Source organism: Aggregatibacter sp. oral taxon 513 (assembly GCF_018128305.1).
Taxonomy (GTDB): Bacteria; Pseudomonadota; Gammaproteobacteria; order Enterobacterales; family Pasteurellaceae; genus Aggregatibacter; species Aggregatibacter segnis_A.
In genome coordinates this window covers 365,050-390,500 of the sequence record NZ_CP072381.1, presented here as the reverse complement: position 1 = coordinate 390,500, position 25,451 = coordinate 365,050, and the positions used below count along the sequence as shown (strand labels likewise).

26 protein-coding genes are annotated in these 25,451 nt (G+C 41.4%); 11 read left to right on the top strand and 15 right to left on the bottom strand.

What is annotated here, in order from left to right; translation table 11 throughout:
• Positions 1-15: 15 nt before the first annotated feature.
• From J5A60_RS02065 to rsuA, 8 genes are all read right to left on the bottom strand, one after another.
• Positions 16-1,974, bottom strand: a complete 1,959-nt coding sequence (locus J5A60_RS02065; protein ID WP_212510409.1) for a heme lyase CcmF/NrfE family subunit — start codon at positions 1,972-1,974, stop codon at positions 16-18.
• On the bottom strand, positions 1,974-2,492 hold the full coding sequence (gene ccmE / locus J5A60_RS02060) for a cytochrome c maturation protein CcmE (protein WP_006717138.1): 519 nt from the start codon (positions 2,490-2,492) through the stop codon (positions 1,974-1,976). The genes J5A60_RS02065 and ccmE overlap by 1 nt, the downstream gene beginning before the upstream one ends.
• Positions 2,489-2,695, bottom strand: a complete 207-nt coding sequence (gene ccmD, locus J5A60_RS02055; protein WP_006717136.1) for a heme exporter protein CcmD — start codon at positions 2,693-2,695, stop codon at positions 2,489-2,491. Before ccmD ends, ccmE begins: the two co-directional genes overlap by 4 nt.
• Before the next feature lie 17 nt (positions 2,696-2,712).
• Entirely contained in the window at positions 2,713-3,450 is a 738-nt protein-coding gene (locus tag J5A60_RS02050) for a heme ABC transporter permease (RefSeq protein WP_212510408.1), read from the bottom strand.
• 10 nt (positions 3,451-3,460) lie between these two features.
• Complete coding sequence (ccmB, locus tag J5A60_RS02045; protein WP_006717132.1) at positions 3,461-4,126, bottom strand: heme exporter protein CcmB; 666 nt, start codon at positions 4,124-4,126, stop codon at positions 3,461-3,463.
• Positions 4,127-4,130: 4 nt separating this feature from the next.
• Positions 4,131-4,766 carry a cytochrome c biogenesis heme-transporting ATPase CcmA gene (ccmA, locus tag J5A60_RS02040; RefSeq protein ID WP_109859214.1) on the bottom strand — a complete coding sequence of 212 codons (636 nt, stop codon included), beginning with the start codon at positions 4,764-4,766 and terminating at the stop codon, positions 4,131-4,133.
• Positions 4,767-4,960: 194 nt separating this feature from the next.
• On the bottom strand, positions 4,961-6,157 hold the full coding sequence (locus tag J5A60_RS02035) for a Bcr/CflA family multidrug efflux MFS transporter (protein ID WP_212510407.1): 1,197 nt from the start codon (positions 6,155-6,157) through the stop codon (positions 4,961-4,963).
• Position 6,158: 1 nt separating this feature from the next.
• The gene (gene rsuA, locus J5A60_RS02030; protein ID WP_212510406.1) at positions 6,159-6,863 is read right to left on the bottom strand and encodes a 16S rRNA pseudouridine(516) synthase RsuA; all 705 of its coding nucleotides are present in this window, start codon (positions 6,861-6,863) and stop codon (positions 6,159-6,161) included.
• 228 nt (positions 6,864-7,091) lie between these two features.
• Here rsuA and J5A60_RS02025 point away from each other — a divergent pair, with 228 nt between their 5' ends.
• Together J5A60_RS02025 and sodA are read left to right on the top strand one after the other, a co-directional pair.
• Positions 7,092-9,356, top strand: coding sequence for an NADP-dependent malic enzyme (locus J5A60_RS02025; protein WP_212510405.1), 2,265 nt, complete (start codon positions 7,092-7,094; stop codon positions 9,354-9,356).
• A gap of 146 nt (positions 9,357-9,502) precedes the next feature.
• A complete protein-coding gene (gene sodA, locus J5A60_RS02020; RefSeq protein WP_006717123.1) occupies positions 9,503-10,147 on the top strand; it encodes a superoxide dismutase [Mn] in 645 nt (214 codons plus the stop codon).
• 67 nt (positions 10,148-10,214) lie between these two features.
• On the opposite strand, the gene plsY is transcribed toward sodA, so the two are convergent.
• Positions 10,215-10,811 carry a glycerol-3-phosphate 1-O-acyltransferase PlsY gene (gene plsY / locus J5A60_RS02015; RefSeq protein ID WP_032997768.1) on the bottom strand — a complete coding sequence of 199 codons (597 nt, stop codon included), beginning with the start codon at positions 10,809-10,811 and terminating at the stop codon, positions 10,215-10,217.
• A gap of 94 nt (positions 10,812-10,905) precedes the next feature.
• On the opposite strand from plsY, the gene folB reads away from it, so the two are divergent.
• The 3 genes from folB to J5A60_RS02000 are packed head-to-tail and all read left to right on the top strand — an operon-like array spanning position 10,906 to position 12,918.
• Positions 10,906-11,259 (top strand): dihydroneopterin aldolase, encoded by a 354-nt coding sequence (folB, locus tag J5A60_RS02010; protein ID WP_048750628.1) that lies wholly within the window; start codon positions 10,906-10,908, stop codon positions 11,257-11,259.
• Between the two features lie 23 nt (positions 11,260-11,282).
• On the top strand, positions 11,283-12,803 hold the full coding sequence (gene mltF / locus J5A60_RS02005) for a membrane-bound lytic murein transglycosylase MltF (protein ID WP_212510404.1): 1,521 nt from the start codon (positions 11,283-11,285) through the stop codon (positions 12,801-12,803).
• On the top strand, positions 12,772-12,918 hold the full coding sequence (locus tag J5A60_RS02000; RefSeq protein ID WP_162837158.1) for a hypothetical protein: 147 nt from the start codon (positions 12,772-12,774) through the stop codon (positions 12,916-12,918). The genes mltF and J5A60_RS02000 overlap by 32 nt, the downstream gene beginning before the upstream one ends.
• 59 nt (positions 12,919-12,977) lie before the next feature.
• Here the strand turns inward: J5A60_RS02000 and dsbB are convergent, their stop codons facing one another.
• Both dsbB and nhaB read right to left on the bottom strand, forming a co-directional pair.
• Positions 12,978-13,517: a disulfide bond formation protein DsbB gene (gene dsbB / locus J5A60_RS01995; protein WP_109859219.1), complete on the bottom strand. Its 540-nt coding sequence runs from the start codon at positions 13,515-13,517 to the stop codon at positions 12,978-12,980.
• Positions 13,518-13,541: 24 nt separating this feature from the next.
• Positions 13,542-15,083, bottom strand: a complete 1,542-nt coding sequence (gene nhaB, locus J5A60_RS01990; RefSeq protein ID WP_212510403.1) for a Na(+)/H(+) antiporter NhaB — start codon at positions 15,081-15,083, stop codon at positions 13,542-13,544.
• Between the two features lie 187 nt (positions 15,084-15,270).
• Between nhaB and fadR the strand changes: the two genes are divergently transcribed.
• Entirely contained in the window at positions 15,271-15,996 is a 726-nt protein-coding gene (fadR, locus tag J5A60_RS01985) for a fatty acid metabolism transcriptional regulator FadR (protein ID WP_048750624.1), read from the top strand.
• A gap of 93 nt (positions 15,997-16,089) precedes the next feature.
• On the opposite strand, the gene J5A60_RS01980 is transcribed toward fadR, so the two are convergent.
• On the bottom strand, positions 16,090-17,304 hold the full coding sequence (locus J5A60_RS01980) for a pyridoxal phosphate-dependent aminotransferase (protein WP_048750623.1): 1,215 nt from the start codon (positions 17,302-17,304) through the stop codon (positions 16,090-16,092).
• A gap of 117 nt (positions 17,305-17,421) precedes the next feature.
• On the opposite strand from J5A60_RS01980, the gene J5A60_RS01975 reads away from it, so the two are divergent.
• From J5A60_RS01975 to metK, 5 genes are all read left to right on the top strand, one after another.
• Entirely contained in the window at positions 17,422-18,729 is a 1,308-nt protein-coding gene (locus J5A60_RS01975) for an isochorismate synthase MenF (RefSeq protein WP_212510402.1), read from the top strand.
• Positions 18,720-20,426 carry a 2-succinyl-5-enolpyruvyl-6-hydroxy-3-cyclohexene-1-carboxylic-acid synthase gene (gene menD, locus J5A60_RS01970; protein WP_212510401.1) on the top strand — a complete coding sequence of 569 codons (1,707 nt, stop codon included), beginning with the start codon at positions 18,720-18,722 and terminating at the stop codon, positions 20,424-20,426. The genes J5A60_RS01975 and menD overlap by 10 nt, the downstream gene beginning before the upstream one ends.
• Before the next feature lie 51 nt (positions 20,427-20,477).
• Positions 20,478-21,242 (top strand): 2-succinyl-6-hydroxy-2,4-cyclohexadiene-1-carboxylate synthase, encoded by a 765-nt coding sequence (gene menH / locus J5A60_RS01965; protein WP_212510400.1) that lies wholly within the window; start codon positions 20,478-20,480, stop codon positions 21,240-21,242.
• Positions 21,243-21,320: 78 nt separating this feature from the next.
• Complete coding sequence (gene rpsO / locus J5A60_RS01960) at positions 21,321-21,590, top strand: 30S ribosomal protein S15 (protein ID WP_021615823.1); 270 nt, start codon at positions 21,321-21,323, stop codon at positions 21,588-21,590.
• A 201-nt stretch (positions 21,591-21,791) separates the two neighbouring features.
• Positions 21,792-22,946, top strand: coding sequence for a methionine adenosyltransferase (metK, locus tag J5A60_RS01955; RefSeq protein WP_212510399.1), 1,155 nt, complete (start codon positions 21,792-21,794; stop codon positions 22,944-22,946).
• 84 nt (positions 22,947-23,030) lie between these two features.
• Here the strand turns inward: metK and J5A60_RS01950 are convergent, their stop codons facing one another.
• From J5A60_RS01950 to J5A60_RS01940, 3 genes are all read right to left on the bottom strand, one after another.
• On the bottom strand, positions 23,031-23,438 hold the full coding sequence (locus J5A60_RS01950) for a transposase (protein ID WP_249113882.1): 408 nt from the start codon (positions 23,436-23,438) through the stop codon (positions 23,031-23,033).
• Positions 23,439-23,829: 391 nt separating this feature from the next.
• Positions 23,830-24,336, bottom strand: a complete 507-nt coding sequence (locus J5A60_RS01945) for a HEPN domain-containing protein (protein WP_212510397.1) — start codon at positions 24,334-24,336, stop codon at positions 23,830-23,832.
• Positions 24,326-25,450, bottom strand: coding sequence for a DUF262 domain-containing protein (locus tag J5A60_RS01940; protein ID WP_212510396.1), 1,125 nt, complete (start codon positions 25,448-25,450; stop codon positions 24,326-24,328). The genes J5A60_RS01945 and J5A60_RS01940 overlap by 11 nt, the downstream gene beginning before the upstream one ends.
• Position 25,451 lies beyond the last annotated feature (1 nt).

The following is a 25,451-nucleotide window of genomic DNA, read 5'->3' as shown; positions in this document are numbered from 1 at the left end:
TACGCCAATGAAGATTTATTGCGCATTTTCACTGCTTAAAATTTTGCTAAAGCGATAACGACGGTCAAACATACACAATAAACCGCCCAGCGCCATAAACAATCCGCCTAACCAAATCCAACGAATAAACGGTTTATAATATAAGCGTAATGCCCAGGCGTTATTCTCTAATTTTTCACCTAATGCCACATATAAATCACGGGTAAAGCCCCAGTCGATAGCTGCTTCAGTCATCGGCATTTTGCTTACGGTATAAAGACGTTTTTCAGCGAATAATGTCGCTTCCGTTTTACCATGATAGGTGATATCAATTTGTGCTTTTCCACCGATATAGTTAGGCCCGTTAGCATCGCTAATGCCCTTGAAGGTGAAATCATAGTCAGCAATTTGTACGGTATCTCCCACACTCATGCGGACATCACGTTCAACACTGTAGTTTTGGCTGAACGCAATTCCCCAAACGGTCATCGCCACCCCTAAATGCGCCAACACCATGCCCCAGTGGGAACGGGATAATTTTGTAACTCCTTTCAAGAAACTTTCCCGATGGGTAGCCCGTTGATGCATTTCATAAAGACTAAGCAATACGATAATCACTGCCATCATGGTGCCTAACACAGCACTGACGGTAAGTTTGTCTTGCAATAAGTAAGGCAGTGCAAAACCGGCAATCAGCATGATAATCAAACTCACAATCACCGGCGTGCGAATTGCAGAGAATTGGTCACGACGCCACTTCACAAGCGGACCAATACCTAACAGCAAAGCAAACGGTGTCATAATAATCAGGAACATTTGATCAAAGAACGGCGCACCAATAGAAATGGAGCCTAAGCCTAACTGTTTGTGTATGAGAGGCAACAATGTTCCCAACAATACGACACAAAGTGCGGTCATTAATAAAATATTATTTAACAACAACAGACTTTCACGGGAATAACGCTCCGCATTATCACGTGAACGAATTTGGCTTCCTTTGTAAGCATACAAGGTCAGTGAGCCGCCAATCACCACGATTAAATAGGCTAAGACATATAAACCACGGGTTGGATCAGATGCAAAGGCATGTACGGAAACCAAAATACCGGAACGAACCAAGAATGTGCCAAGCAAACACAAAGAGAACGCAGAAATTGCGAGTAACACCGTCCAGGCTTTAAAAGAACCGCGTTTTTCCGTTACTGCTAAAGAGTGCAATAACGCCGTTCCCGCCAACCAAGGCATGAAGGAGGCATTTTCTACCGGGTCCCAGAACCACCAGCCGCCCCAGCCAAGTTCATAATATGCCCACCAAGAACCAAGCACGATACCAAGTGTTAAGAACACCCAAGCGGCCATCGTCCAAGGACGTGACCAACGAGCCCAAGCGGTATCAAGTTTACCGGTCATCAAAGACGCGATGGCAAAAGCAAAGGCGACAGAAAAACCTACATATCCCATGTATAACAATGGCGGATGGAAAATCAATCCTACATCCTGCAATAACGGGTTAAGTTCTTTGCCGTCCACCGGAAATTCAGGGAAAGTGCGGTTAAATGGATTGGAGGTAAATAACATGAAAAGCAAGAAACCGATACTGATAATCCCCATAATACCAAGCACGCGAGCGGTGGCTTCTTGTGGTAAGTGTTTGCTAAACAATGCTACTGCCGCGCTCCACAAAGACAGCAACCAAATCCATAATAATAACGAGCCTTCGTGGGAACCCCATACCGCAGACAAACGATAGTAAATCGGCAATGTCGTGTTGGAGTTATTCACGACGTATTGCACGCTGAAATCATTGATGGCGAACAAATAAAATAAGGCACCAAACGAAAAAGTTAATACAACAAACAAACCATATGTCATTGGACGGGCCAAGGACATCATTTGTACGCTTCCTTTTTCCGCACCCCATAAAGGGAAAATCGCCAATAAAATGGCGATTGCTAAGCTTAGCGCTAAAGCATAATTTCCTAATTCTGCAATCATTACTGACCTTCTTTCATTTTTTCTTGACGATCGCGTTCACTCTCACCTTTCAGATCAGAAACACCCATCGGTTTATGCACTTTTTGCATTTGTTTTTCTAAATCCGGCGGCACGTAGTTTTCATCGTGTTTTGCCAATACTTCACTCGCTTCTAACAAAGTTGGTTCTTTTAAAATACCTTGTGCAACAATGCCTTGACCCTCACGGAATAAATCGGGAAGAATCCCTTCATATTCAACACTGATAGATGGACCAATGTCGTTCAAATCGAAACGAACTTTTAAGCTTTTCGGATCACGTTCTACCGTACCGGCAACAACCATGCCACCGACACGAATACGTTGTCCAACTTCCGGTTTTTGATCAGCATCATCGTTTTTACCGTAAATCACTTCTGATGGTGTATAGAACAGATCGATATTTTGGCGTAACGCGTATAACACTAAAGCGGAAGCCACAGCCACACCTAACAGTACGAATAAGACCACGGATAAACGAGATTTACGTCTCGGGTTCATAGCGTATCTCCTTTTTGTTTCATTTGTTGTAAACGGGCTTCACGTTGTTGTTCACGTTTGATGGATTTTAGCACCGCACTTTTGCCTGCAAGGCTTTGCACGATAAGCACCACAATCGCCAATAAGCTCAGACCATAAGAAAGCCACACATAAAAACCGTAGCCTCCCATATCCAGTAATTCACTCCAAGATTCAAAAAACATAGTTCCCCCGGTTCAAACTAAAATTTTTCAGCCAATGCTTTTACCCATGGGCGTTTAGCATCTTCTTTCAATAATTCATTGCGATAACGCACCAACGTCAACCAAACAGATAACGTCATGAAACCAAAGATACATAAAATCAGCGGCAGCAACATTGGTGTCGCGATAGATGGTCGTTCAAATTTCGTGATACTCGCACCTTGATGTAAGGTATTCCACCATTCCACCGAAAAGTGAATGATCGGTAAATTCACCACGCCAACAAGACATAAAACACAAGCGGCTTTTGCACCCACATTGCGATCTTGAAAGGCGGAATACAATGCCAACACGCCTAAATATAAGAAAAACAGAATTAATTCAGCGGTTAAACGGGCATCCCATACCCACCAAGCACCCCACATTGGTTTTCCCCAGATGGCACCTGTCACCAACGCCAAGAAAGTAAATAATGCACCAATAGGCGCCATGGCAATCATTGCCAATTGTGCCTGCTTAATTTGCCACACAAGTGCCACTAATGCTGCAACTGCCATGGAGCCATAAACCCCCATCGACCAAATCGCTGTCGGCACATGTACATACATAATGCGGAAGCTATTGCCCTGTTGATAATCTGCCGGTGCAAATGCGATGCCCCACACGATACCAACACTCAATAACAGCGCGGTCAGGATTGCAAGATAAGGGCTGAACTTACCACATAATTGATATTGCGTTTCCGATTTTGCATAAGGATGCAACCACTTCCACATAAACTATCCTCTATTGATCTAAACTAATCCGTAATGCCGTTGCTATGGCAAAAGGAGATAATGTTACTACAGCGGCTAAAATCGCACCAAGAATGGCTAATTGTCCGCCGTAAGGTAAATTTAATCCGGCGGCATCTAACACCGACGCAGAAAAAATAAGCACAGGAATAAACAACGGCACAACCAGTAAACTCAACAGCACGCCGCCTTTGCGTAATCCCACCGTAAGCGCCACACCAATAGCACCGAGACAGCTCAATACCGGTGTGCCTAATAATAGTGTCAGAACTAGCGCCCACCAAATTGATATTTCCAATGACAGCAATAATGCTGCAATAGGCGACAATAAAATTAACGGCAAGCCTGTTAACAACCAATGCGCCAGCACTTTCGCCAACGCCGTTAATACCAATGGCTGAGACGTCAACATGACCTGTTCTAAAGAACCGTCAATAAAATCATCACGAAATAAACGTTCAAAAGACAACAACGCGGACAACAACGCCGCCACCCAAGCCACACCGGGCGCAATACGAGAAAGCAGTTTCGGATCAGGCCCAATAACCAATGGAAACAAAGTAATTACAATAAGAAAAAACCACAACGGATTAAGAATCTCCGCCTGTTTGCGCATGGCAATTTGTAATTCGCGTTTAATAATATTCCAAAAGATCATGCCGTCACTCTGTACATTTAAACTGTTCTAAATTGATTTTTTTCAACCGAGCACTCGGCACTTCTTGATGGCTGGTTAATATCACAATACCGCCATTTTGTGCGTGTTGCTCAAAAAGTGCGGTCAAAACTACCACACCTTTTTTATCGATAGCGTTAAATGGCTCATCTAAAATCCATAACGGCGCTTTTGATAACCACAAACGTGCCAATGCAATACGTTTTTGCTGTCCGGCAGAAAGTTGTGCTGCAGGAATATCTTCTCGACCGAGCAAACCGACCGTTTGTAATACCTCCCACAACAAATCATCCCCCTGACGGCAATGCCCGATTTGTTGATAAAAGCGTAAATTTTCCCAAGCTGTCAATTCAGGCTTAATGCCACTCTGGTGTCCTAAATACAACAAATCATAATGGAAAGCTTCACGCTGTTTAATAATCTCTTCAGAATTCCACCGCACTTTGCCTTCCAGTGGTGAAGCAAGACCGGCGATAATGCGCAGCAAACTGGTTTTACCGATGCCGTTATGCCCTTCAATTTGCACGAAATCGCCTGCCTGAATTTGTAAATTCAAGTGTTGAAAAAGGACTTTATCACCACGTTGGCAAGCGAGATTTTCGAGAATTAATTGATTTACCATAACAGATTGTTTCACAGACTTATTTTTGCGGGGCATTCTATCACAAGGGAATGAAATGGCAGGGTTAAACCACATAACTATTTAGTGGTAGTTTAACTACTTTTTGACTTAGAACAAGTTTACGTCTTTATCAAGAATGAGAATAGGTGTCATCAATGAATTTAAGCCACATTCGACCGAATGTGGCCAGGTGATTATTTAAGGTTTTTTGCCGTTAAAAAAACATAGAAAAGAACAGACACAAGCGAACAGCCCCCCATCGTCAATAACATGGGCAATGCACTGTCGGTCGGCATTAACGCAATTAACGAGCCAATACAAGCACCAATACCAAAACGAACGCTGCCCACCATCGAATTTGCCGAACCTGCCGCATTAGGGAATTTTTCTAAAATAGACGCCATGGAATTGGAAGAGATCAACGGATTTTGCCCAACAAATACGGCAATACCTAATGCCATTGGCCAAAACCCTAAATCAAATAGGATAACGCCCATTAACCAAATACCGGCGAGAAATTGAACACCAAGCCCATAACGCAACATGGTTTCCGCCCCGAATTTACCAACTAAACGCCTGTTCAGAAAAGAACTCGATGCCATAATGGCAATATTCAACATGAAAAAATAACCAACGTTTTCCGGTTTAATGCCATAAATGCCGATATAGACAATGGAGCCTGCTGTCACGAAAGCAAACAAACCACCGAAAGCAAAAGAGGTGGTAAACATGTAGCCCAATACTTGTTTTTGTTTCCATAATGCCATGAAGTTTCGAGCAATAACATTCAAGCGTAAAGGAATACGCTTATCGTGATGATGTGTTTCGGGAATCACGAAGAAAACCAATAAAATGCTCAAGAACCCCATAAAGGCAATAACATAAAAAATGGCATGCCAGTGGAAAAAGTACACAATATAACCACCAATAATCGGTGCTAATAACGGCGCGACCATAAATACCAAGCTGATGGTTGACATCATTTTGGATAATTCATTTTTATCAAATAAATCCCGTAATAAGGCACCCACCAACACGACCGGTGCAGCACCAAAGAAGCCTTGCTCAAAACGAAGTGCGGTGAAATTTCCAATAGAATGTATCTGGGTCAGAATCAATGCGGCAACGGAGGCAACCATCACGCCTAACAAAATAATCGGCTTACGCCCGAAGCTATCACCGAACGGCCCCCAGAATAATTGCCCAAGCGCTAAACCATAAGCAAAAGACGTTAACGTATGTTGCACTTGATCATTGGTCACACCAAAATCTTGCGCAATAGTTAAAAATGCCGGCAAATACATATCTACGCCCAGCGGCGGCAACATAGACAAAATGCCTAAAGTAATAACGAAAATAAAATTTGTTTTAACGACTTTGCTTGAACTCAAACTATGCTTCCCCCATAAAATAAGCAATTTCTTCCTCGGTGAGATGACGAAATTCCCCTTCGCCTAAATCATCATCTAGAGTCAAATTGCCGATTTTCCAGCGATGTAACCCGACAACCTTATTTCCCAAGGCGGCAAACATCCGTTTTACTTGATGATAACGGCCTTCGCTGATCGTCAAATTCACGTTGTAATCATCTAAAATTTCTAACTCAGCCGGTTTGGTTGGCTCCTTTTCTCCACGTAATAAAATGCCCTCGGCACAAGCCTGTGCATAATTCGCTTCAACGGGATCTGCCAAGGTCACTAGATAGGTTTTTGGGTAATGGTGCTTTGGTGACGTAATACGATGAGACCACTGACCGTCATCTGTCAACAGCACCAAACCTGTGGTATCCACATCCAACCGCCCGGCACTGTGCAAACGGGTAGATAAAGGATAATCAAAAAATTGATAAATCGTCGGATGATCGCCATCTTCATGGGAGCAAATGTAACCTTGTGGTTTGTGCAACATAATGTATTGCCCGTTTTCTACCCACGTTAAACGCTCACCATCATAATAAATCTCATCATCAGGACTCACTTTCGCCGCCCCGCTCTTTTCAATTTTACCGTTAATCGTGACCGCACTTTGACGCAACACTTTTGCCGCCTGTGAACGGGTTAAACCGGTTGTTTCCGCTAAAAATTTATCTAAGCGCATAGAAATTCCTTATAAAAATCCTCGCGCATTATAGCGCTAATTTTCGCCCTTCGCCCACGGAAAAACACCACAAGAAATAACCGCACTTTATTAAAACACCATAGACCAACATTTCATACTTCCGAAAAATTGTTAATAATGTGTGAAATGTCACAGAATTCTTTTCTATTTTAATTATAATGCGGGGTACTTTTTTCTAACTGAATTTATTCAAAAGAGGATATTTTTATGGATGAACAACTAAAAAAAGCAGCATTAGATTTCCACGAATTTCCAATTCCGGGAAAAATTGAAGTGACACCAACCAAATCGCTTGCCACCCAACGCGACTTAGCCTTGGCTTATTCACCCGGTGTTGCGGCGCCTTGTTTAGCCATACAGGTAGACCCGGCAGATTCCTATAAATATACCTCGCGTGGCAACTTGGTGGCGGTAATTTCGAACGGTACGGCAGTGCTTGGTTTAGGCAATATCGGGGCTTTAGCAGGTAAACCTGTGATGGAAGGGAAAGGCGTATTGTTTAAAAAATTCGCCGGCGTCAACGTATTCGATATTGAAGTAAATGAACACGACCCAGACAAACTCATTGACATTATTGCGTCTCTTGAACCAACATTCGGCGGCATTAACTTAGAAGATATTAAAGCACCGGAGTGTTTTTATATTGAACGTAAATTACGTGAAAGAATGAAAATCCCCGTCTTCCACGATGACCAACACGGCACCGCGATTATTTCTGCCGCCGCGGTGCTAAACGGCTTACGCATTGTTGATAAAAAAATTGAAAACGTGAAACTCGTTGCTTCCGGTGCCGGTGCGGCATCGATTGCGTGCTTGAACTTATTAGTTTCTCTCGGCATGAAGCGGGAAAATATCATCGTATGCGACTCCAAAGGCGTGATCTATAAAAATCGTGATGATCGCATGGATGAAACCAAAAAACTTTATGCGATCGATGATAACGGCAAGCGTACGTTAGCGGAAGTCATTCCGAACGCGGATATTTTCTTAGGTTGTTCTGCTGCCGGCACGTTAACACAAGACATGGTTAAAACCATGGCGGCACATCCGTTGATTTTGGCACTCGCCAACCCTGAACCGGAAATCTTACCGCCATTGGCAAAAGAAGCCCGTCCGGATGCCATTGTGTGTACCGGTCGCTCCGACTATCCGAACCAAGTTAACAACGTACTTTGTTTCCCATTCATTTTCCGTGGTGCATTGGATGTCAGCGCCACCACCATTAACGAAGAAATGAAACTTGCCGCAGTGCGCGCCATTGCCGACTTAGCCTTGGCAGAGCAAAGCGATGTGGTTACCTCCGCTTACGGTGACAGCGAATTGTGTTTCGGGCCGGAATATATTATTCCGAAACCATTTGATCCACGTTTAATCGTGCGTATCGCGCCAGCCGTGGCGAAAGCCGCAATGGATTCCGGCGTAGCAACCCGTCCGATCGAAGATTTTGATGCTTACATCGAACAACTTACCCAGTTCGTTTATAAAACTAACTTGTTTATGAAACCGGTGTTTGCGCAAGCGAAACAAGACAAGAAACGTGTGTTATTAACCGACGGTGAAGAAACCCGAATTTTACACGCCGTACAAGAAATCTCGACTTTAGGCATCGCTTATCCGATTTTACTCGGTCGCCCAAGCGTGATTGAACAACGCATTAAAAAACTCGGTTTACATATTCAGGCGGGACGTGATTTCGAGTTAATTAACATTGAAAATGACGCACGTTATCAAGAATGCTGTAAAACTTACTATGATATGCTCAAACGCTCAGGCGTCACACCAAGCATTGCCAAACGTGAAATGTTTAACAACCCAACCGCCATCGGTGCCGTGTTGTTACATTTAGGCCATGCTGACGCTATGTTGTGTGGCTTAGTTGGACATTATGCTGATCATTTAAAAACCCTCAAAAACGTCATTGGTTTGCAAGACGGCGTCCATACTGCCGCTACCGTTAACGGTTTGGTGTTACCGGGAGGCAACTTATTCCTTGCCGATACCTTCGTGAACAACGATCCGACAGCGGAAGAATTAGCGGAAATTACGCTCATGACAGCGAAAGAAGTAAGCCTGTTTGGTATCGAACCGCAAATTGCCTTAATTTCACATTCCAATTACGGTAGCAATAACACCCCAAGTGCGGTCAAAATGCGTAACGTTTTACGTTTAGTGAGAGAAAGAGCGCCGGAACTCTCCATTGACGGCGAAATGCACTGTGACGTTGCCTTATCACAACAGCTCCGTGATAACGTGATGCCGGACAGCCCACTCAAAGGCGCGGCAAACGTATTGGTGATGCCAAATATGGAAGCTGCGCGTATCAGCTTAAATCTATTACAAGGCACGGCAACACCGACAACCGTTGGGCCAATCTTAATGGGCTTGAAAAAATCAGCGCATATTTTAACGTCTGTCGCTTCAGTTCGCCGTATTATTAATATGGTGGCGATTGCCGCAGTAAAAGCGCAATAATTGCCTAACAAAAAAGAAAGAAGATGACCAGTTGTCATCTTCTTTTTTATGCGCCAACCCTAGCATTTAATGATCTTAATCAATTTTTGTGCTATGATTCGGGTCGTTTTTTAAACATGAATCTACTCTAACAAAAGGAAAAAATTATGGCTTACACTTTACCTGAATTAGGTTATGCCTATGACGCATTAGAACCTCATTTCGATGCGCAAACCATGGAAATCCACCATACTAAACACCACCAAGCCTATGTTAACAACGCGAACGCTGTGTTAGAAAACTCCCCAGAATTACAAGAGCTTGCCAGCGGTTGCCCAGGTAAATTATTGGCGCACTTACATGAAGTTGCACCTGAAAAACGCCCGGCGTTACGCAACAATGCAGGCGGTCACTTAAACCACAGCTTATTCTGGAAAAGTTTGAAAAAAGGCACCACGTTACAAGGCGCATTAAAAGACGCTATCGAACGTGACTTTGGTTCAGTTGAAAATTTCAAAGCGGAATTTGAAAAAGCGGCGGCGACTCGTTTCGGTTCCGGTTGGGCATGGTTAGTATTAGAAAACGGCAAACTTGCTGTGGTTTCTACAGCAAACCAAGATAACCCAATTATGGGTAAAGAATTTGCCGGCTGTTCAGGCACACCAATCTTCGGTTTAGACGTTTGGGAGCACGCTTACTATTTGAAATTCCAAAACCGTCGTCCAGACTACATCAAAGAATTCTGGAATGTCTTGAACTGGGATTTTGCTAACGAACGTTTTGAAAAAGCATTAGCCGGTGTTCACCACTAATTAAGGCTTATAAAAAGAAAAAGTGCGGTCAAAAATGACCGCACTTTTTTATTCTTGCTTTTCACTGCTACTTTTTAAACTTATTCCACATTTTATCTTCTTCTCCGCGCCATAAACGTTGAATGTTCTCATGGTGACGGTAAATGAGAAGACAACAAACTAAAGCAACAGGGAAGGTAAACTCCGGTTTAAACCACCAAACATAGAGTGGCACCAACAATGCGCTAATTACTGCGCTAAGGGAGGAATAACCGCTAATGAGGAAAACGAAAACCCAAGTTCCCAAAGTTGAAAATAACACCCCCCAACCAATTGGTGCAATGGCTCCGAAAGCCGTTGCTACTCCCTTTCCTCCTTTAAACTTGAAGAAAATAGGAAAAATATGCCCTAAACATGCCCCTAACGCCACCATGCCTAATTCAAATTGGGTTAAACCTAAAGAGTAACCGAGCCAAACCGGCAGCATGCCTTTTAAGATGTCGCAAATTAAAACGCCAAGCGCAATCCAACGCCCACCAATACGCAATACATTTGTCGCACCAGGATTATTCGACCCTGTTTTTCTTGGATCCGGTAAGCCGGCAATACGGCATAATAAAATTGCGCTAGAAATGGAACCCAGTAAATAGCTCAATAACATATAGAAAAGGGCGAAAAGGCTCATAGGACTTCCTTGGAATGGAAAAATTGTTCGTCTATTGTACCCAAAGTTGATAGTATAAGCCCACAAAAATTTAAGCGATAACGATAGGAACATCATGAAAGATCTCATTTTTATTGAAGGATTGAGCGTATTTGCGCAAATTGGCGTTTATGATTGGGAACAACAAATTAAACAAAAATTGATCTTTGATGTCGAAATGGCTTGGGATACGCGTCAGGCTGCGATAACTGATGATGTTCAATACACGTTAAATTATGCCGAAATCAGCCAATTTATCATTGATTATGTGCAATCCAAGCCATTCTTGTTAATTGAACGGGTTGCCAATGAAGTGGCAGATCAATTACAACGTCAATTTAACATTAGCCGACTTCGACTCAAATTGAGCAAACCTAAAGCCGTTGCACAGGCCAATAACGTTGGTGTCATTATTGAGCGGAATCGCTAATATTTTTTAGAGAAAGAGATCATTTGAAAGGTTTATTTTTACGCATTATTGCAGGTATATGCTTGCTCTTATGGGCACTAGATATGGTATTTCCATGGCGGCAAGTCATGTCATCAGAAGAAAACCCTTATCACGCCATTCAAAGTCGTGGCAAATTAATTGTAGGTACTATTAACAATCCTATTTCTTACTTTATCAATGCAGAAGGGCAATCCGGTTTAGAATATGAACTCAGTAAAGCGTTTGCAGATTATTTGAATGTCGAACTGGAAATCAAACCTTTAAACAACAGTGAAGAACTTTTCACTGCCTTAAATGTGCATGATATTGATATTGCCGCGGCGAATCTTTTTTATCAGCCCAATAAAATCGAACATTTTCAGCTAGGACCGTCATATTATTCTGCTTCTTGGCAAATTGCTTATCGAAAAGGTGAAAATCGGCCACGTTCACTAGCGCAAATTAATAGCCAGCTCGTCATTCCGGATAATGCAGAATTGGAACATATTCTGAAAGAGGCCAAACTAAAAAACCCCCATCTAACCTGGACGGTCGATAAAAAACAAACGCAAGAAGAACTGTTGTTACAAGTTGCTGATGGCAAAATTGATTATACGATTGCTAATTCTTTGGATATTTCAGCTGCACAACATATTAAGCCACAAATTGCTGTGGCTTTTGACTTAACCGATGAAATGAGCGTGCATTGGTATTTAGCGAATAACGCATCCAATGAATTGCAATCAGCGTTATTAGATTTTATGAATCGTTCTATTGATTCCGGGTTAATTGCCAAGATTGAAGAAAAATATTTTAGTCATTTTCGTGACTTTGACTATGTTGACGCAAAATCTTATTTAAATGCGATAGAAACAATTCTTCCAAAATTCGAGCCGCTCTTTACTAAGCATAAAGGAGACTTAGACTGGCGCTTATTAGCAGCAATCGCCTATCAGGAATCCCATTGGAATCCTGATGCTACCTCACCAACAGGCGTTCGAGGTATCATGATGCTAACGAAAGATACCGCGGAACATATGAAAATTCAGGATCGAACCGATCCCGAGCAAAGTATCAAAGCCGGTTCAGAATATTTACATTGGTTGCTTGAACAGATGCCTACCAGTATCAATGATGAAGAAAGAATTTGGTTTGCCCTTGCCGCTTATAACATGGGGCTAGGCCATTTGCTGGATGCCCGCCGTCTCACCAAAAATTTAGGGGGCAACCCGGATAACTGGCTTGATGTCAAAAAGAATTTACCTTTATTAGCCGAAAAACGTTACTATTCAAACCTTAAATACGGCTATGCACGAGGCTATGAAGCATTTCAATATATCGAAAATATTCGTCGTTACATGAATAGTATTGTGAATTATTATCGCGTTCAGCAAAATCAAAGCGAGAAATTAACGCAAGAATCTGATAATGAGATCAAAAATGCAGAGAAAAAACATTCCGATTTGAATGAAAATAAACAACATGAAAATCGACAAACAGAGGAAAATATCAATGAACAAGAAAAGATTTCTCAAACCAACTAAGAAAAAATTCATTCATCAACAACAAGCACGTACTTTGCGTTTAAAGCATTTAAAACAACGTAAAGCGAAATTGTTTGCCCGCCATGCGTTACAATTCGTGGTGCAAGATATATAAAATAAAAAAATGGTGTTGTTTTATACAACACCATTTTTTACATCTTTCGATAGAAAACGTTACTTGAATAAACGTCTTCTCCCTCTCGTATCAAGACGTTTAAATTGGCTAATTAAAACAACTAACAACACAAGTAAATAAACGGCAAACATGGCTACAATCCATTGCGCCATTGAAAAGCCAAGGAATGACCAAGCCACATCCTCACAAGAGCCTGTAGGTTGAAATAGCACTGGAAACCATTTATCCAACGGTAGAGTTTGTGGAAATTCCGGCAAATAAGAACACTGGTTCCAAGGCGCCGGATGAAGTTGATAGTCTACATGTTTGAGAGAAAGCAATAGTCCTTTAACCACACTGACAAAACCAATTAATAGCGCCAATAAACGGACTATTAAAAAACGAGGTGCGATTAAACCGAAAAGTCCTGCAAAGGCTAATCCAAACAATGCGACTCGTTCATAAACGCACATTACGCAAGGTTGCAATTCCATGCCATATTGGAAATAAAGTGCAATTCCTTCCAACACCAATGCTGAGATTATCAATAACAACCAACCGCTACGTTGTACGGAAAGTGTTTTGAAAAATTTTAGCATAGCGCTCTTTCTCCCTAAAAAATGTTAAATCGGCATGATTAGGCCTAAATTCGCCAACCAAATTGTCATTCGCGGTAAAATATATTCCACAGCCAAGAAACCTACCAACGATAACACAATGGTGTAAGGCAACGCCATGTAAACCATTCTACCATAGGAAAGGTTAATAAGCGGCGCAAGCGATGATGTTAATAGGAATAAGAAAGCCGCTTGTCCGTTTGGTGTTGCGACGGAAGGCAAGTTAGTCCCCGTATTAATCGCCACAGCTAATAATTCAAACTGATGCGGAGGAATAATATTCGCTGCCAACGCATTTTTTGCTTCGTTAATATAGACTGTCGCCACAAATACATTATCAGAAATAGCAGAAAGGATACCGTTGAAAGCGTAGAATAACGTGAGTTGAGTACTTTCTTCCGCAGACAAAACATAGTGCACGATCGGTGCAAAAAGTTTTTGGTCAATAATCACTGCAACAATCGTAAAGAACACCACTAAAAGTGCGGTAAATGGCAAAGACTCTTGGAAAGCCTTGCCTAAGGTATGCTCACTTGTGATACCACAAAATGCAGTACATAAAATGATAATACTTAACCCGATCAACCCTACGGAAGCTAAATGAAATGCTAAACCGATAATCAACCAAATACCAACTATTGCTTGCACGATGAGTTTCAGACGTTCTTGTTTACTCATTTTTTTCATATTGTCGCGATCAAAATCGGCCAATACTTCCCATACCTTTTGCGGTAATTTTGCACCGTATCCGAACAAATGAAATTTCTCTAACGCAACACAAGTTAGCAAGCCCAAAACAAAGACTGGAACAGTCACCGGCGCCATGCGAAGGAAAAACTCAACAAAATTCCAACCAGCTTGGTCCGCGATAATCAAGTTCTGCGGTTCACCAACCATCGTCATTACGCCACCCAATGCAGTACCAACCCCGGCATGCATCATTAAGCTACGTAAAAAGGCGCGGAATTCTTCTAGGGTTTCATGGTGAGTGCCGATTTTCTCGTCATTCGTAATATCGGTAGAATCATAGAATGTGCCACCGGAAGCGACTTTGTGGTATACGCCATAAAATCCCATTGCAACGCTGATGATTACCGCAACCACAGTTAACGCATCCAAAAATGCCGATAAAAAAGCAGCACTGAAGCAAAACGCCAAGGAAAGCACTAATTTAGAATGGATGTTAAGAAGCAGTTTAGTGAACACAAACAACAATAATTGTTTCATGAAGTAAATACCCGCCACCATAAACATCAATAGCAAAATCACTTCAAAGTTAGCCAACACTTCTGCTTTAATGTGCTCTGGTGTTGTCATGCCAATAAAAATCGCTTCAATAGCAAGTAACCCGCCGGGTTGTAGTGGATAGCATTTTAGTGCCATCGCCAAGGTGAAAATGAATTCAATGACTAATAACCACCCAGCCCAGAAAGGAGAAGTTGAAAATAAGATAGGGTTAATAACAAGAAAGGCGACAATCGTTATTTTGTACCAATCCGGGCTCGAGCCCAAAAAGTTTTTTAGAAACGCCTGTTGATAATTGTCCATACAAATTGACCTTAATTCTTTTAATTAACAATATTTTAACCTACGCTATTGGAGGCAATTCCGCGTTCAACTCTGTCAAAAATCGCAAATATTGTCAATGAATTTAAAAAATAATTATCTAATTGTAATGTATAGGCGTTTCTACGATAATAACGACGAATTTACCCTCTATTTATACTGAACAATTATGCATAATGACTCGACTCTTCTGAAGGCACAAAGTCCTGCCGCTTTAGCTGAAGAATATATTGTAAAAAGCATTTGGAATAATTATTTTCCCCCAGGTTCTGATTTACCTGCCGAACGTGAACTTGCCGATAAAATCGGCGTAACCAGAACAACGTTGCGTGAAGTATTACAACGCTTAGCTCGTGATGGTTGGCTCAGCATCCAACATGGTAAACCAACAAAAGTCAATGATATTTGGGAAACCTCCGGTCTTAATATTCTCGAAACCATGATTCAGCTCGATGGCACAAGATTGCCTTCACTTATTGCCAACATGCGCTCAGCGCGTACTGATATTTCAATGATTTACATTCCCAAAGCCTTTAAACGCGCAAAGGAACAATCACTCCGTATTTTGCAACCGCTCAATAACTTGCAAGATACGGCTGAAGATTACACAAAATTTGACTACGATGTATTCCGTAATTTGGCATTTGCCTCAGACAATCCGGTTTATGGCTTAATTTTAAATAGCTTCAAAAGTTTATATTCCCGCATCGGCTTATTTTATTTCCAAAATCCGGAAGCTCGTGCACTTGCCAAACGCTTTTACGTCAAACTTCAAGATATTTGCCAACGGGAGGCTATTGATGAAGTAGTCCCTTGTGTTTTGCAATACGGAAAAGAAAGTGGTGTCATGTGGTCCAATATGCAGGCATTTTTACCGGAAAATTTTAGTGAATAATACTGAATTAAAAATCTTCCGAAAAAATGACCGCACTTTATGCTAAATAAAAAGCCCCGAATAGATATTCGGGGCTTTTTCTTCGGGAAGACATTATTGATGATAATGGGATAAGAACCGCGCAAATTTGCCTAAAGCTTCTTCAATTTGATGAACATACGGCAATGTTACAATGCGGAAGTGATCCGGTGAATGCCAGTTAAAACCACGACCGTGCACCAATAACACTTTTTCCTGAGCCAATAAATCAAACACCATTTTTTCATCGTCATACATATTAAATTTTTTGATGTCGATTTTTGGGAACATATACAACGCCCCCATCGGCTTCGTACAACTAATTCCCGGAATTTGGTTGAGCAATTCATAGGCTTTATTGCGTTGTTCTAACAAGCGTCCGCCCGGCAAAATGAATTCGTTAATGCTTTGATAGCCACCAAGTGCGGTCTGAATCGCATGTTGCATTGGCACATTGGCACACAAACGCATAGACGCCAACATATCCAAGCCTTCAATGTAACCTTTAGCGTGTTTTTTCGGCCCATTTAAAATCATCCAACCTTGGCGGAAACCGGCTACACGATAAGCTTTGGATAAGCCGTTAAATGTGACCGTCAATAAATCCGGCGCTAATGCGGCAATATGGTGATGTACCGCACCATCGTATAAAATTTTGTCGTAAATCTCATCGGCAAAAATGATTAAATTATTCTGACGTGCCACTTCAGCGATTTCTAACAGCAATTCTTTGCTGTAAACCGCACCGGTCGGGTTGTTCGGGTTGATTACCACAATCGCTTTCGTGCGTGAGGTGACTTTGCTTTTAATGTCTTCCACATCCGGGAACCAATCCGCCTGTTCATCACACAAATAATGTACCGCTTTACCGCCTGCCAACGTTGCTGCGGCAGTCCATAATGGGTAATCCGGCATAGGAATTAACACTTCATCACCGTCATTCAACAGTGCTTGCATCGCCATTGTAATCAACTCTGACACACCGTTTCCGATGTAAACATCATTTACTGTGACGCTACGAATATCTTTCGATTGATAATATTGCACAATGGCTTTGCGGGCAGAATAAAGCCCTTTGGAATCACAATAACCTTGGGCAGAAGGAAGATTGCGTAAGACATCAACGAGAATTTCATCAGGCGCTTCAAAACCAAAAGGCGCGGGGTTACCGATATTCAGTTTTAAAATTTTATGCCCTTCTTCTTCAAGGCGTAGTGCCTCTTTGTGCACGGGTCCGCGAATATCGTAACAAACGTGCTCTAATTTATCTGATTTGGGAAAGCGTTCCATAGTTTTGCCCTTGAGTAATTAAGAAATGAAATATTTTGTGAAAAATTCCCGTAAAGTGCGGTAGAATTGCGGTTCATTTTTAACTTATTTTCCTGTTAAAGACAATGCTTTTTCAAAATGGATAGTTTGCAATCACTTAAAACGCAATTAATCAATCAAATTAATGCATTACAATTAAATCAACCTCATCACATTGCGGTCTGTTCAGTACAAGCCGAATGCGATGTTGATTTATTAAGTTGGCTAAAAGCACAACCGCACTATCCGCAATTCTATTTTCAATTACAACAAACAACACAATGTTTTGCCACGCTTGGCGCCATTCGTACATTTCAACAATTAGACGCAGCGCAAGATTTCGTGAATCAACACAATTTGCCTCTTTTTGGTGGCATTCAATTTTACGGACAAACCACTTTTTTTCTGCCACAGTTAATGTTAGAACAGCGCGACAATCAGATTCAAGTCACCGTTTTTATTGACCAAGATAATTTTATTCACAATAAAGACAAGGCGTTACAGGTTTTAAAAACATTTGAAAAAACGACCGCACTTTTACCGCTTCAAACTCGAGCGGATTTGATTGAGCAGCAAGCGAATCCGACGCAATGGGCAAATTGGGTAGAAAAGGCTCTAGCGCAAATTCATGAAAAAGCGGTCACCAAATTAGTGTTAGCCAATAAAAGCACCTTTGCCCTCAATCAACCACTCAATGCCAAGGATTTTTTAGCGCAAAGTGAAATTTACAATAAAGGCTGCTACCACTTTCTTTTCGCGCAAGATGACAAAGCCAGTTTCCTTGGCTCTTCGCCAGAACGTTTGTATGCACGTCATGAGCGTCATTTAAAAACAGAGGCTCTCGCAGGCACTGCGCCCATGAGCGAGGATCATGAAGCCAATCATCAACAAGCCGATTGGTTACTTAACGACAAGAAAAACATTCATGAAAACCAATTGGTGGCGGATGGGATTTGCGCCAATTTAGCCCCTTTTACTCAACACATTGAAGTCGGCAAGCTCGGCATCAAACAGCTGCGTCAAGTACAACATTTACGCCGAGAAATCACCGCACTTTTAACCGAAAGTTATACCGATTTAGACTGTTTACAAGCTATTCATCCAACGGCCGCGGTTGCCGGATTACCGCAACAAAAAGCCAAAGCATTGTTACAGCAAATTGAACATTACGATCGCAGTTGGTACGCGGGCACATTAGGCTTTTTTAATCAACAACAAGCGGAGTTTTGTGTGGCGATTCGTTCGGCCTTTATTGAAGCAGACAAAATTCATGTATTTGCCGGCGCCGGTATTGTTGAGGGCTCAGTTCCCTTGCTAGAATGGCAAGAAATCGAGCGAAAAGCCGCGGGATTAATCTCATTATTAAAAATAACGAAATCTGAAAACGGAGAGCAAAAATGTCAGTAAGCGTCTTTAATCGTTGTTGGTCAAAAGTGATCTTGGAAACCCTTGTGCGTCAAGGCGTAACCCACTTTTGTATCGCGCCCGGTTCGCGTTCGACCCCACTGACATTGGAAGCCGTGCGTTTACAAAATGCCAATCGTGCCCTTTGCCATACGCATTTTGATGAACGCGGTTTAGGTTTTTTTGCCCTTGGCATCGCAAAATCCACCAAAAAACCTGTTGCCGTTATCGTGACGTCCGGCACGGCTGCCGCCAATTTATACCCGGCAATCATTGAAGCCCGTCAAAGCCATGTCAATCTGATTGTGCTGACTGCGGATCGCCCACCGGAACTCTTAGAGTGCGGTGCAAATCAGGCGATTTTGCAAGAAAATATGTTTGCCGATTATCCCCTTGCCAATTTGAATCTTCCGCGCCCAAGCCAAGATTACGCAGCAAGCTGGTTGATTTCAAAAATTGAGCACGCCTGTCATAAACAAGCGGAAGAAGCCGGTGTGATTCACATTAATGTGCCTTTCGCCGAGCCGTTATATGATGCCAATGCGGAAGAAATTGATGTTCATCCTTGGTTAGCACCCGTTCAGCGTTGGTTAAGCCAAAATAAAAGTTGGACAACCTACCCTGCGCCACATCAAGAAGTCTTAATTCACGAACACTGGGATCAATGGCGCACCAAACGCGGGATTATTGTGGCAGGAAGAATGCCGGCAGAACAAGCCATGGGCATTGCTTCTTGGGCAAATACCATGGGCTGGGTGTTACTGACCGATATTCAATCCGGCGTGGAAGCCAGTTTACCTTATGCGGATATTTGGCTTGCGAATCAAACGGTGAAACAAAAAATGTTGCAGGCAGATATTGTCATTCAGCTTGGCAACCGTTTTATCAGTAAACGCATTAACCAGTTTTTAGCCGAATTTAAAAACGAATATTGGATTGTGGATGAAAACCCGCAAGCGGTGGATCCTTACCATCATTCCCACACCCGTTTTGTCGCTAAAATTCACCATTGGTTACGCGCCCATCCACCGTTAAGACAAAAACCGTGGTTACTGGAAGCATTGGCGTTATCCAAATTCTGTGCCACCTTTATTGAGCAGCAAGTGGGTGGCAATTTAAATGAAGCTTCGTTAGCGCACCACATCGAACGTTTACTGCCGAACAATGGCACCCTTTTCCTCGGCAACAGTTTATTTGTGCGTTTGGTCGATGCGCTCACTAAATTGCCGGAAGGTTACCCGATTCACACTAATCGCGGTGCAAGTGGCATTGACGGTTTACTTGCCACTGTTGCCGGCATTGGTATTGGTTCTAATCAGCCAGTCGTTGCCTTAGTGGGTGATACCTCTGCGCTTTATGATTTAAACTCATTGGCATTGTTCAAAAAACTTACCCAACCGACCATTTTGTTTATTATCAATAACAACGGCGGAGCAATTTTTGATATGCTGCCCGTGGATGCCGAAGTGAAAGATAAGTTCTATCGCATGCCGCACCACACCGAGTTTTCCCAAGTAGCGTCCATGTTCGATTTAAAATATGCCCGTCCTTATACCTGGGCGGATTTAAGCTCCGTGCTGAAACAAGCCTATTCACGTCGCGAAACCACTATCATCGAAATTAAAGTCGCGCCGAATGACGGCAGCACCATTTACAAACGCCTCATCGACCAAATCAGCTATGCGGTTGTTGGCGAATAAACGGAAAGATCAAAAGCAAACTATCTCACGTTAGTTTGCTTTTTTCATGTGATGAAACCTTACCTCATTTTTTTACACGGCTTACTCGGCACCCAAGCCGACTGGCAAAAACTCACAGAAAATTTACCGCACTTTCATTGCGTTGCCTTTGATTTACCTTTCCACGGCAGCGCAAAAAATCACCCTGTACGGGATTTTGATGACACCTGCGCTTACGTGGCACAACACATCCAAAGTGCGGTAGAAAATCACCCTTATTTTTTAGTGGGCTATTCCCTCGGTGGCAGAATTGCGCTGTATTACGCCCTCTGTAGCCAACTGGACAAATACAACCTACAAGGGCTGATTATTGAAGGCGGCAATCTTGGATTGACGAATGAGGCTGACAAAAAAGTGCGGTGGGAAAATGATGTGTTTTGGGCGCAACGTTTTCACCATGAAACCGCGACTTCCGTACTGAATGATTGGTATCAACAACCTGTCTTCGCCCATTTAACGGAAGACCAACGCAAGGGATTGATTGAAAAACGCCAAGCCAACTGCGGCGATAATATCGCCCAAATGCTGTTGGCGACCTCCCTTGCTAAACAACCGGATTTACGCCCTTACGTCAAAAACAGTCCTTATCCGATCGAGTATTTCTGCGGCGAACGGGATCATAAATTCAAACAAATGGCATTAGACAATCAGTTGAACCTGACATTGATTCCGCACGCAGGACATAATGCGCATCAAGAAAATCCAACGGCATTTTCCAAGCAATTAAATACTTTATTACAAGATAAATTCATTGCTTTTTCGCCGCGCAATGGCTAAAATCTGCACTCCTTTGTCGTCGCTGAATTAGAGATCGGCGAACGATGTATCATTAACCACTTCATATTAGGAGTTATTATGTCTCTAAGTACTGAACAAAAAGCAAAAATCGTTGCTGAATTTGGTCGCGATGGTAAAGACACCGGTTCTTCCGAAGTTCAAATCGCTTTATTAACCGCACAAATCAACCACTTACAAGCACACTTTGCTGAACACAAAAAAGACCACCACGGTCGTCGCGGTTTATTACGCATGGTTTCCCGTCGTCGTAAACTTTTAGATTACTTAAAACGTACTAATCTTGAACTTTACAGCAGCTTAATCGCTCGTTTAGGTTTACGTCGCTAATCTTTTTAGTTGTGTTAATCGAAAACCCTCAGCGTTTGTTGAGGGTTTTTTCTTTTTTACCGATGCCATTATTAATAGCAAATGGACAAAATCCCTCTGACAAGTTGCATTTTTAGCCTAAAAGCGTATTATAGCCGTCCAGATGGAAATACTTCCAAATACCCTTACATTTATTCTGTATAAAATTATGCCGGAGAAACAATGAGCCAATATTTATTTACATCCGAATCCGTTTCCGAAGGACATCCGGATAAAATTGCCGATCAAATTTCTGATGCGGTATTAGATGAAATTCTTAAACAAGACCCAAAAGCCCGCGTTGCCTGTGAAACCTATGTGAAAACCGGAATGGCATTAGTAGGCGGTGAAATCACCACTTCTGCTTGGGTCGATATTGAAAACTTAGCTCGTGAAGTGATTTGCGACATCGGTTACACCAGCTCCGAAATGGGCTTTGATGGCCGTTCTTGTGCCGTATTGAATGCGATTGGCAAACAATCTGCCGATATCAACCAAGGAGTGGATCGTGAAAATCCATTAGATCAAGGCGCGGGCGACCAAGGCATTATGTTCGGTTACGCCACTAATGAAACCGATGTATTCATGCCGGCTGCCATCACTTATGCCCACCGTTTGATGGAACGCCAAGCACAAGTGCGTAAAAGTGGCAAATTAGATTGGTTACGTCCGGATGCGAAAAGCCAATTAACCTTCAAATATGAAGATCACAAGATCGTCGGCATTGATGCCGTCGTGCTTTCCACCCAACATGCTGAAACCGTCAGCCAAAAAGATTTGCATGAAGGCGTGATGGAAGAAATCATCAAACCGGTATTGCCGGCGCAATGGTTATCCAAAGACACCAAATATTTCATTAACCCAACCGGACGTTTTGTGATTGGTGGCCCAATGGGTGACTGTGGTTTAACGGGTCGTAAAATTATCGTGGATACTTACGGCGGCGCAGCGCGTCACGGTGGTGGCGCATTCTCCGGTAAAGACCCATCGAAAGTTGACCGTTCTGCTGCCTATGCTGCCCGTTATGTAGCGAAAAACATCGTTGCTGCAGGCCTTGCCGATCGTTGTGAAATCCAACTTTCCTACGCTATCGGCGTTGCCGAACCGACGTCCATCATGATCGAAACCTTCGGCACAGGCAAAGTCACCAATGAATTATTGGTCAGCCTCGTGCGCGAATTCTTTGATTTGCGTCCGTACGGCTTAATTAAAATGTTAGATTTAATCCAACCGATTTACCGCCAAACCGCCGCTTACGGCCACTTCGGTCGCGAACAATTCCCTTGGGAAAAAATCGATCGCGCAGCAGAGTTACGCGCAGCTGCCGGATTGAAATAATCTCGAATCGAAATGAAAAAAGGATAAGTCGAAAGGCTTATCCTTTTTGTTTAACTAAAAACAAAGAAATTTTTGACCGCACTTTTAGCGGAGTACATCGATGTCTAAAACAGGATCAACCGCCTGCCAATAGTTTTTCGCACTGCTATATTTCCAATCCTGCGGCTCAGACACAAACCCGCTCACCACCGGATTTTGATGAATATAGTCTAGCTTTTCGTCAAAAAATTTATCGGAATGAATTTCGATGGGTTGGTTGTGGTGTTGCCAGAATTGGTATTTAGTAACTTTAGAACTACGTTTCCCTGCTCGTTCAAACATCCAAAGTAGCCATTCCTTACGACTTTCTTGTTGGTTATCTTTGATTAATCGAATTAATGAAGTCGAAGTAAAATGCTTTAAGTCTCGAATCAGTTCTGCGGGATCAGACTGTTCAGCTTTAAAGAGTAAATGAATATGGCTCGGCATAATGCAATAACCATAAATTTTCATCCCTCTATTCTTTCGACAATATTCCAATGCCTCTGTAACCTTTTCGAAATAAACTTCTCTGATAAAGACATCAATCCAAAAAACCGTAGCAAAACTAACAAAATAAACACCTTCAGGATTATAGAATTTATATTTTCTACTCATTCGCGTAATCATCTAAAAATAATAAAATCCTGAAACTATATAAACTTTATTTTAAAACCTATAAAGACTGCTTATTTTCTCGATCTAACTCACAAAAGTGCAATCTAATCACTTAAAAAAACTAAACGAATCATCAAATCGATAGCGCACGCTTCACAGCGTGTGCTTATCACTGAGTAAAAAAGAAAAAGGCACACGTTAGGAAACGTGCGCCATCATGGGGGGCCATCATGGGGGGAGAGAGCTATCATGAGAGACCATCAGATAAAACATTATCTAAGATATCTAATACTAATACTCCTGACTCATAATAAGAAAGAATTGTATCTATTGTGGCTGTACAATTATTACCATGAGCAACATCATTTCTTAATTGCACTAATGAATTGAGATCAGATTTTATATTGTGCTCATGACCATTTAATTTTTCACTAAAAGAATTTTTCCAGCCAGGATCAAATTTATACAAATAACTTTCTATAATTCCTGTTTTAGGATTGCTTGAACTATCCATTATTTCTTTTAAAATAAAATCCTTAATTCTATTATGTGAAGTTCCACAATCTAATTTTAATCTATCACATAAAATCTTCTTAAATAAAACTTCAATTCGCCCAGAGGCTCTAACCACAGAATAGTAAGTTAAGTGCTTTGATATTTTGGATAGCTTATGCTTGCCACTATTAATCTCTTTTTTTATATCCAGCAGCTCATTTCTTACTTCTTCTATATCAGTAATAAAATCAGAATGCATAGTCTAATCCAAATAAAATCTTCGTAGCTAAAATTATTCTATTCTTTATATTCTCTACATTAGTAGTTCTCACTGATGTTGAAGATATAAAACTTTCATTATGTAGTAAATCTTTATATCTAGTCACATAATCAATAGATCTAGACTTAACAAAACCAGATTCATTTGCAAATGTTGCTGCTGTACAAATAGCATCAAATACAGGAGGAGTTATTCTCCCAATAAATGTATCTTTTTTATTATCATATCGTTTAAAGGCTGCATCACCTAAAATATCATCTAATATCTTTAACATGCTAATAAATTGATTATTTAACTTATCACAAGTATTAGCATCAATACTTTTATTATTCCCCATATAATTATTAAGGTATTTTACAAGATTTATTGATTGTTGTTCTTTCTCTTTCGATTTTCTAAAGTCATTTATAGCGAAATATCTTAAAATCAGCTCAAGATCAAACATTCTAGGATCATCTGATTCCCTGCCAAATGATTTTCTCCACAAATCATTATTATTTAGTTTGAATAATAATGAATTAAAACTTCCTTGATATACACAATTTCTTATTTCCTGAGGTTTTAATGCAACTCCGCTAGTATTAATTCTTTCAAAGATTTGGTACATTCCTGTATCATCTTGTGGGGATTTCTGCTCAAAAATAATAGCATGAATTGTTGTTGATCGAATTTTTCGTTGTTCATCTTGAGTTAATTCTAAAAATGACTTTCCTCTCCACCTTGAATTAATTATATCTGATTTTACAAGGTTAAATGTTTTATCAGTAGACTGGAACTTATTACCTTTTATAAAATCATAAATAGTCATTATTCTCTGATATCCATCTATTATTAACATAGTTTCATCTTCTTTTTTTGCAAGAAAAATACTTGGAACAGGAAGTCCTAGTAAAATTGAATCTATAAATCGACTAGCTTCTTTCTTGTTCCAAACATACTTTCTTTGCAATTCAGGTTTTAATAAATCCCCCTCTTCATACATAGTAACTAATTCCCTAAATGATAAATCAGCTCCCCATGAAGTAATATTAAATAGATCATCATTAGAATAAGAATCGCTTTCATCACACAATTCAGATATATAATTTTCCATA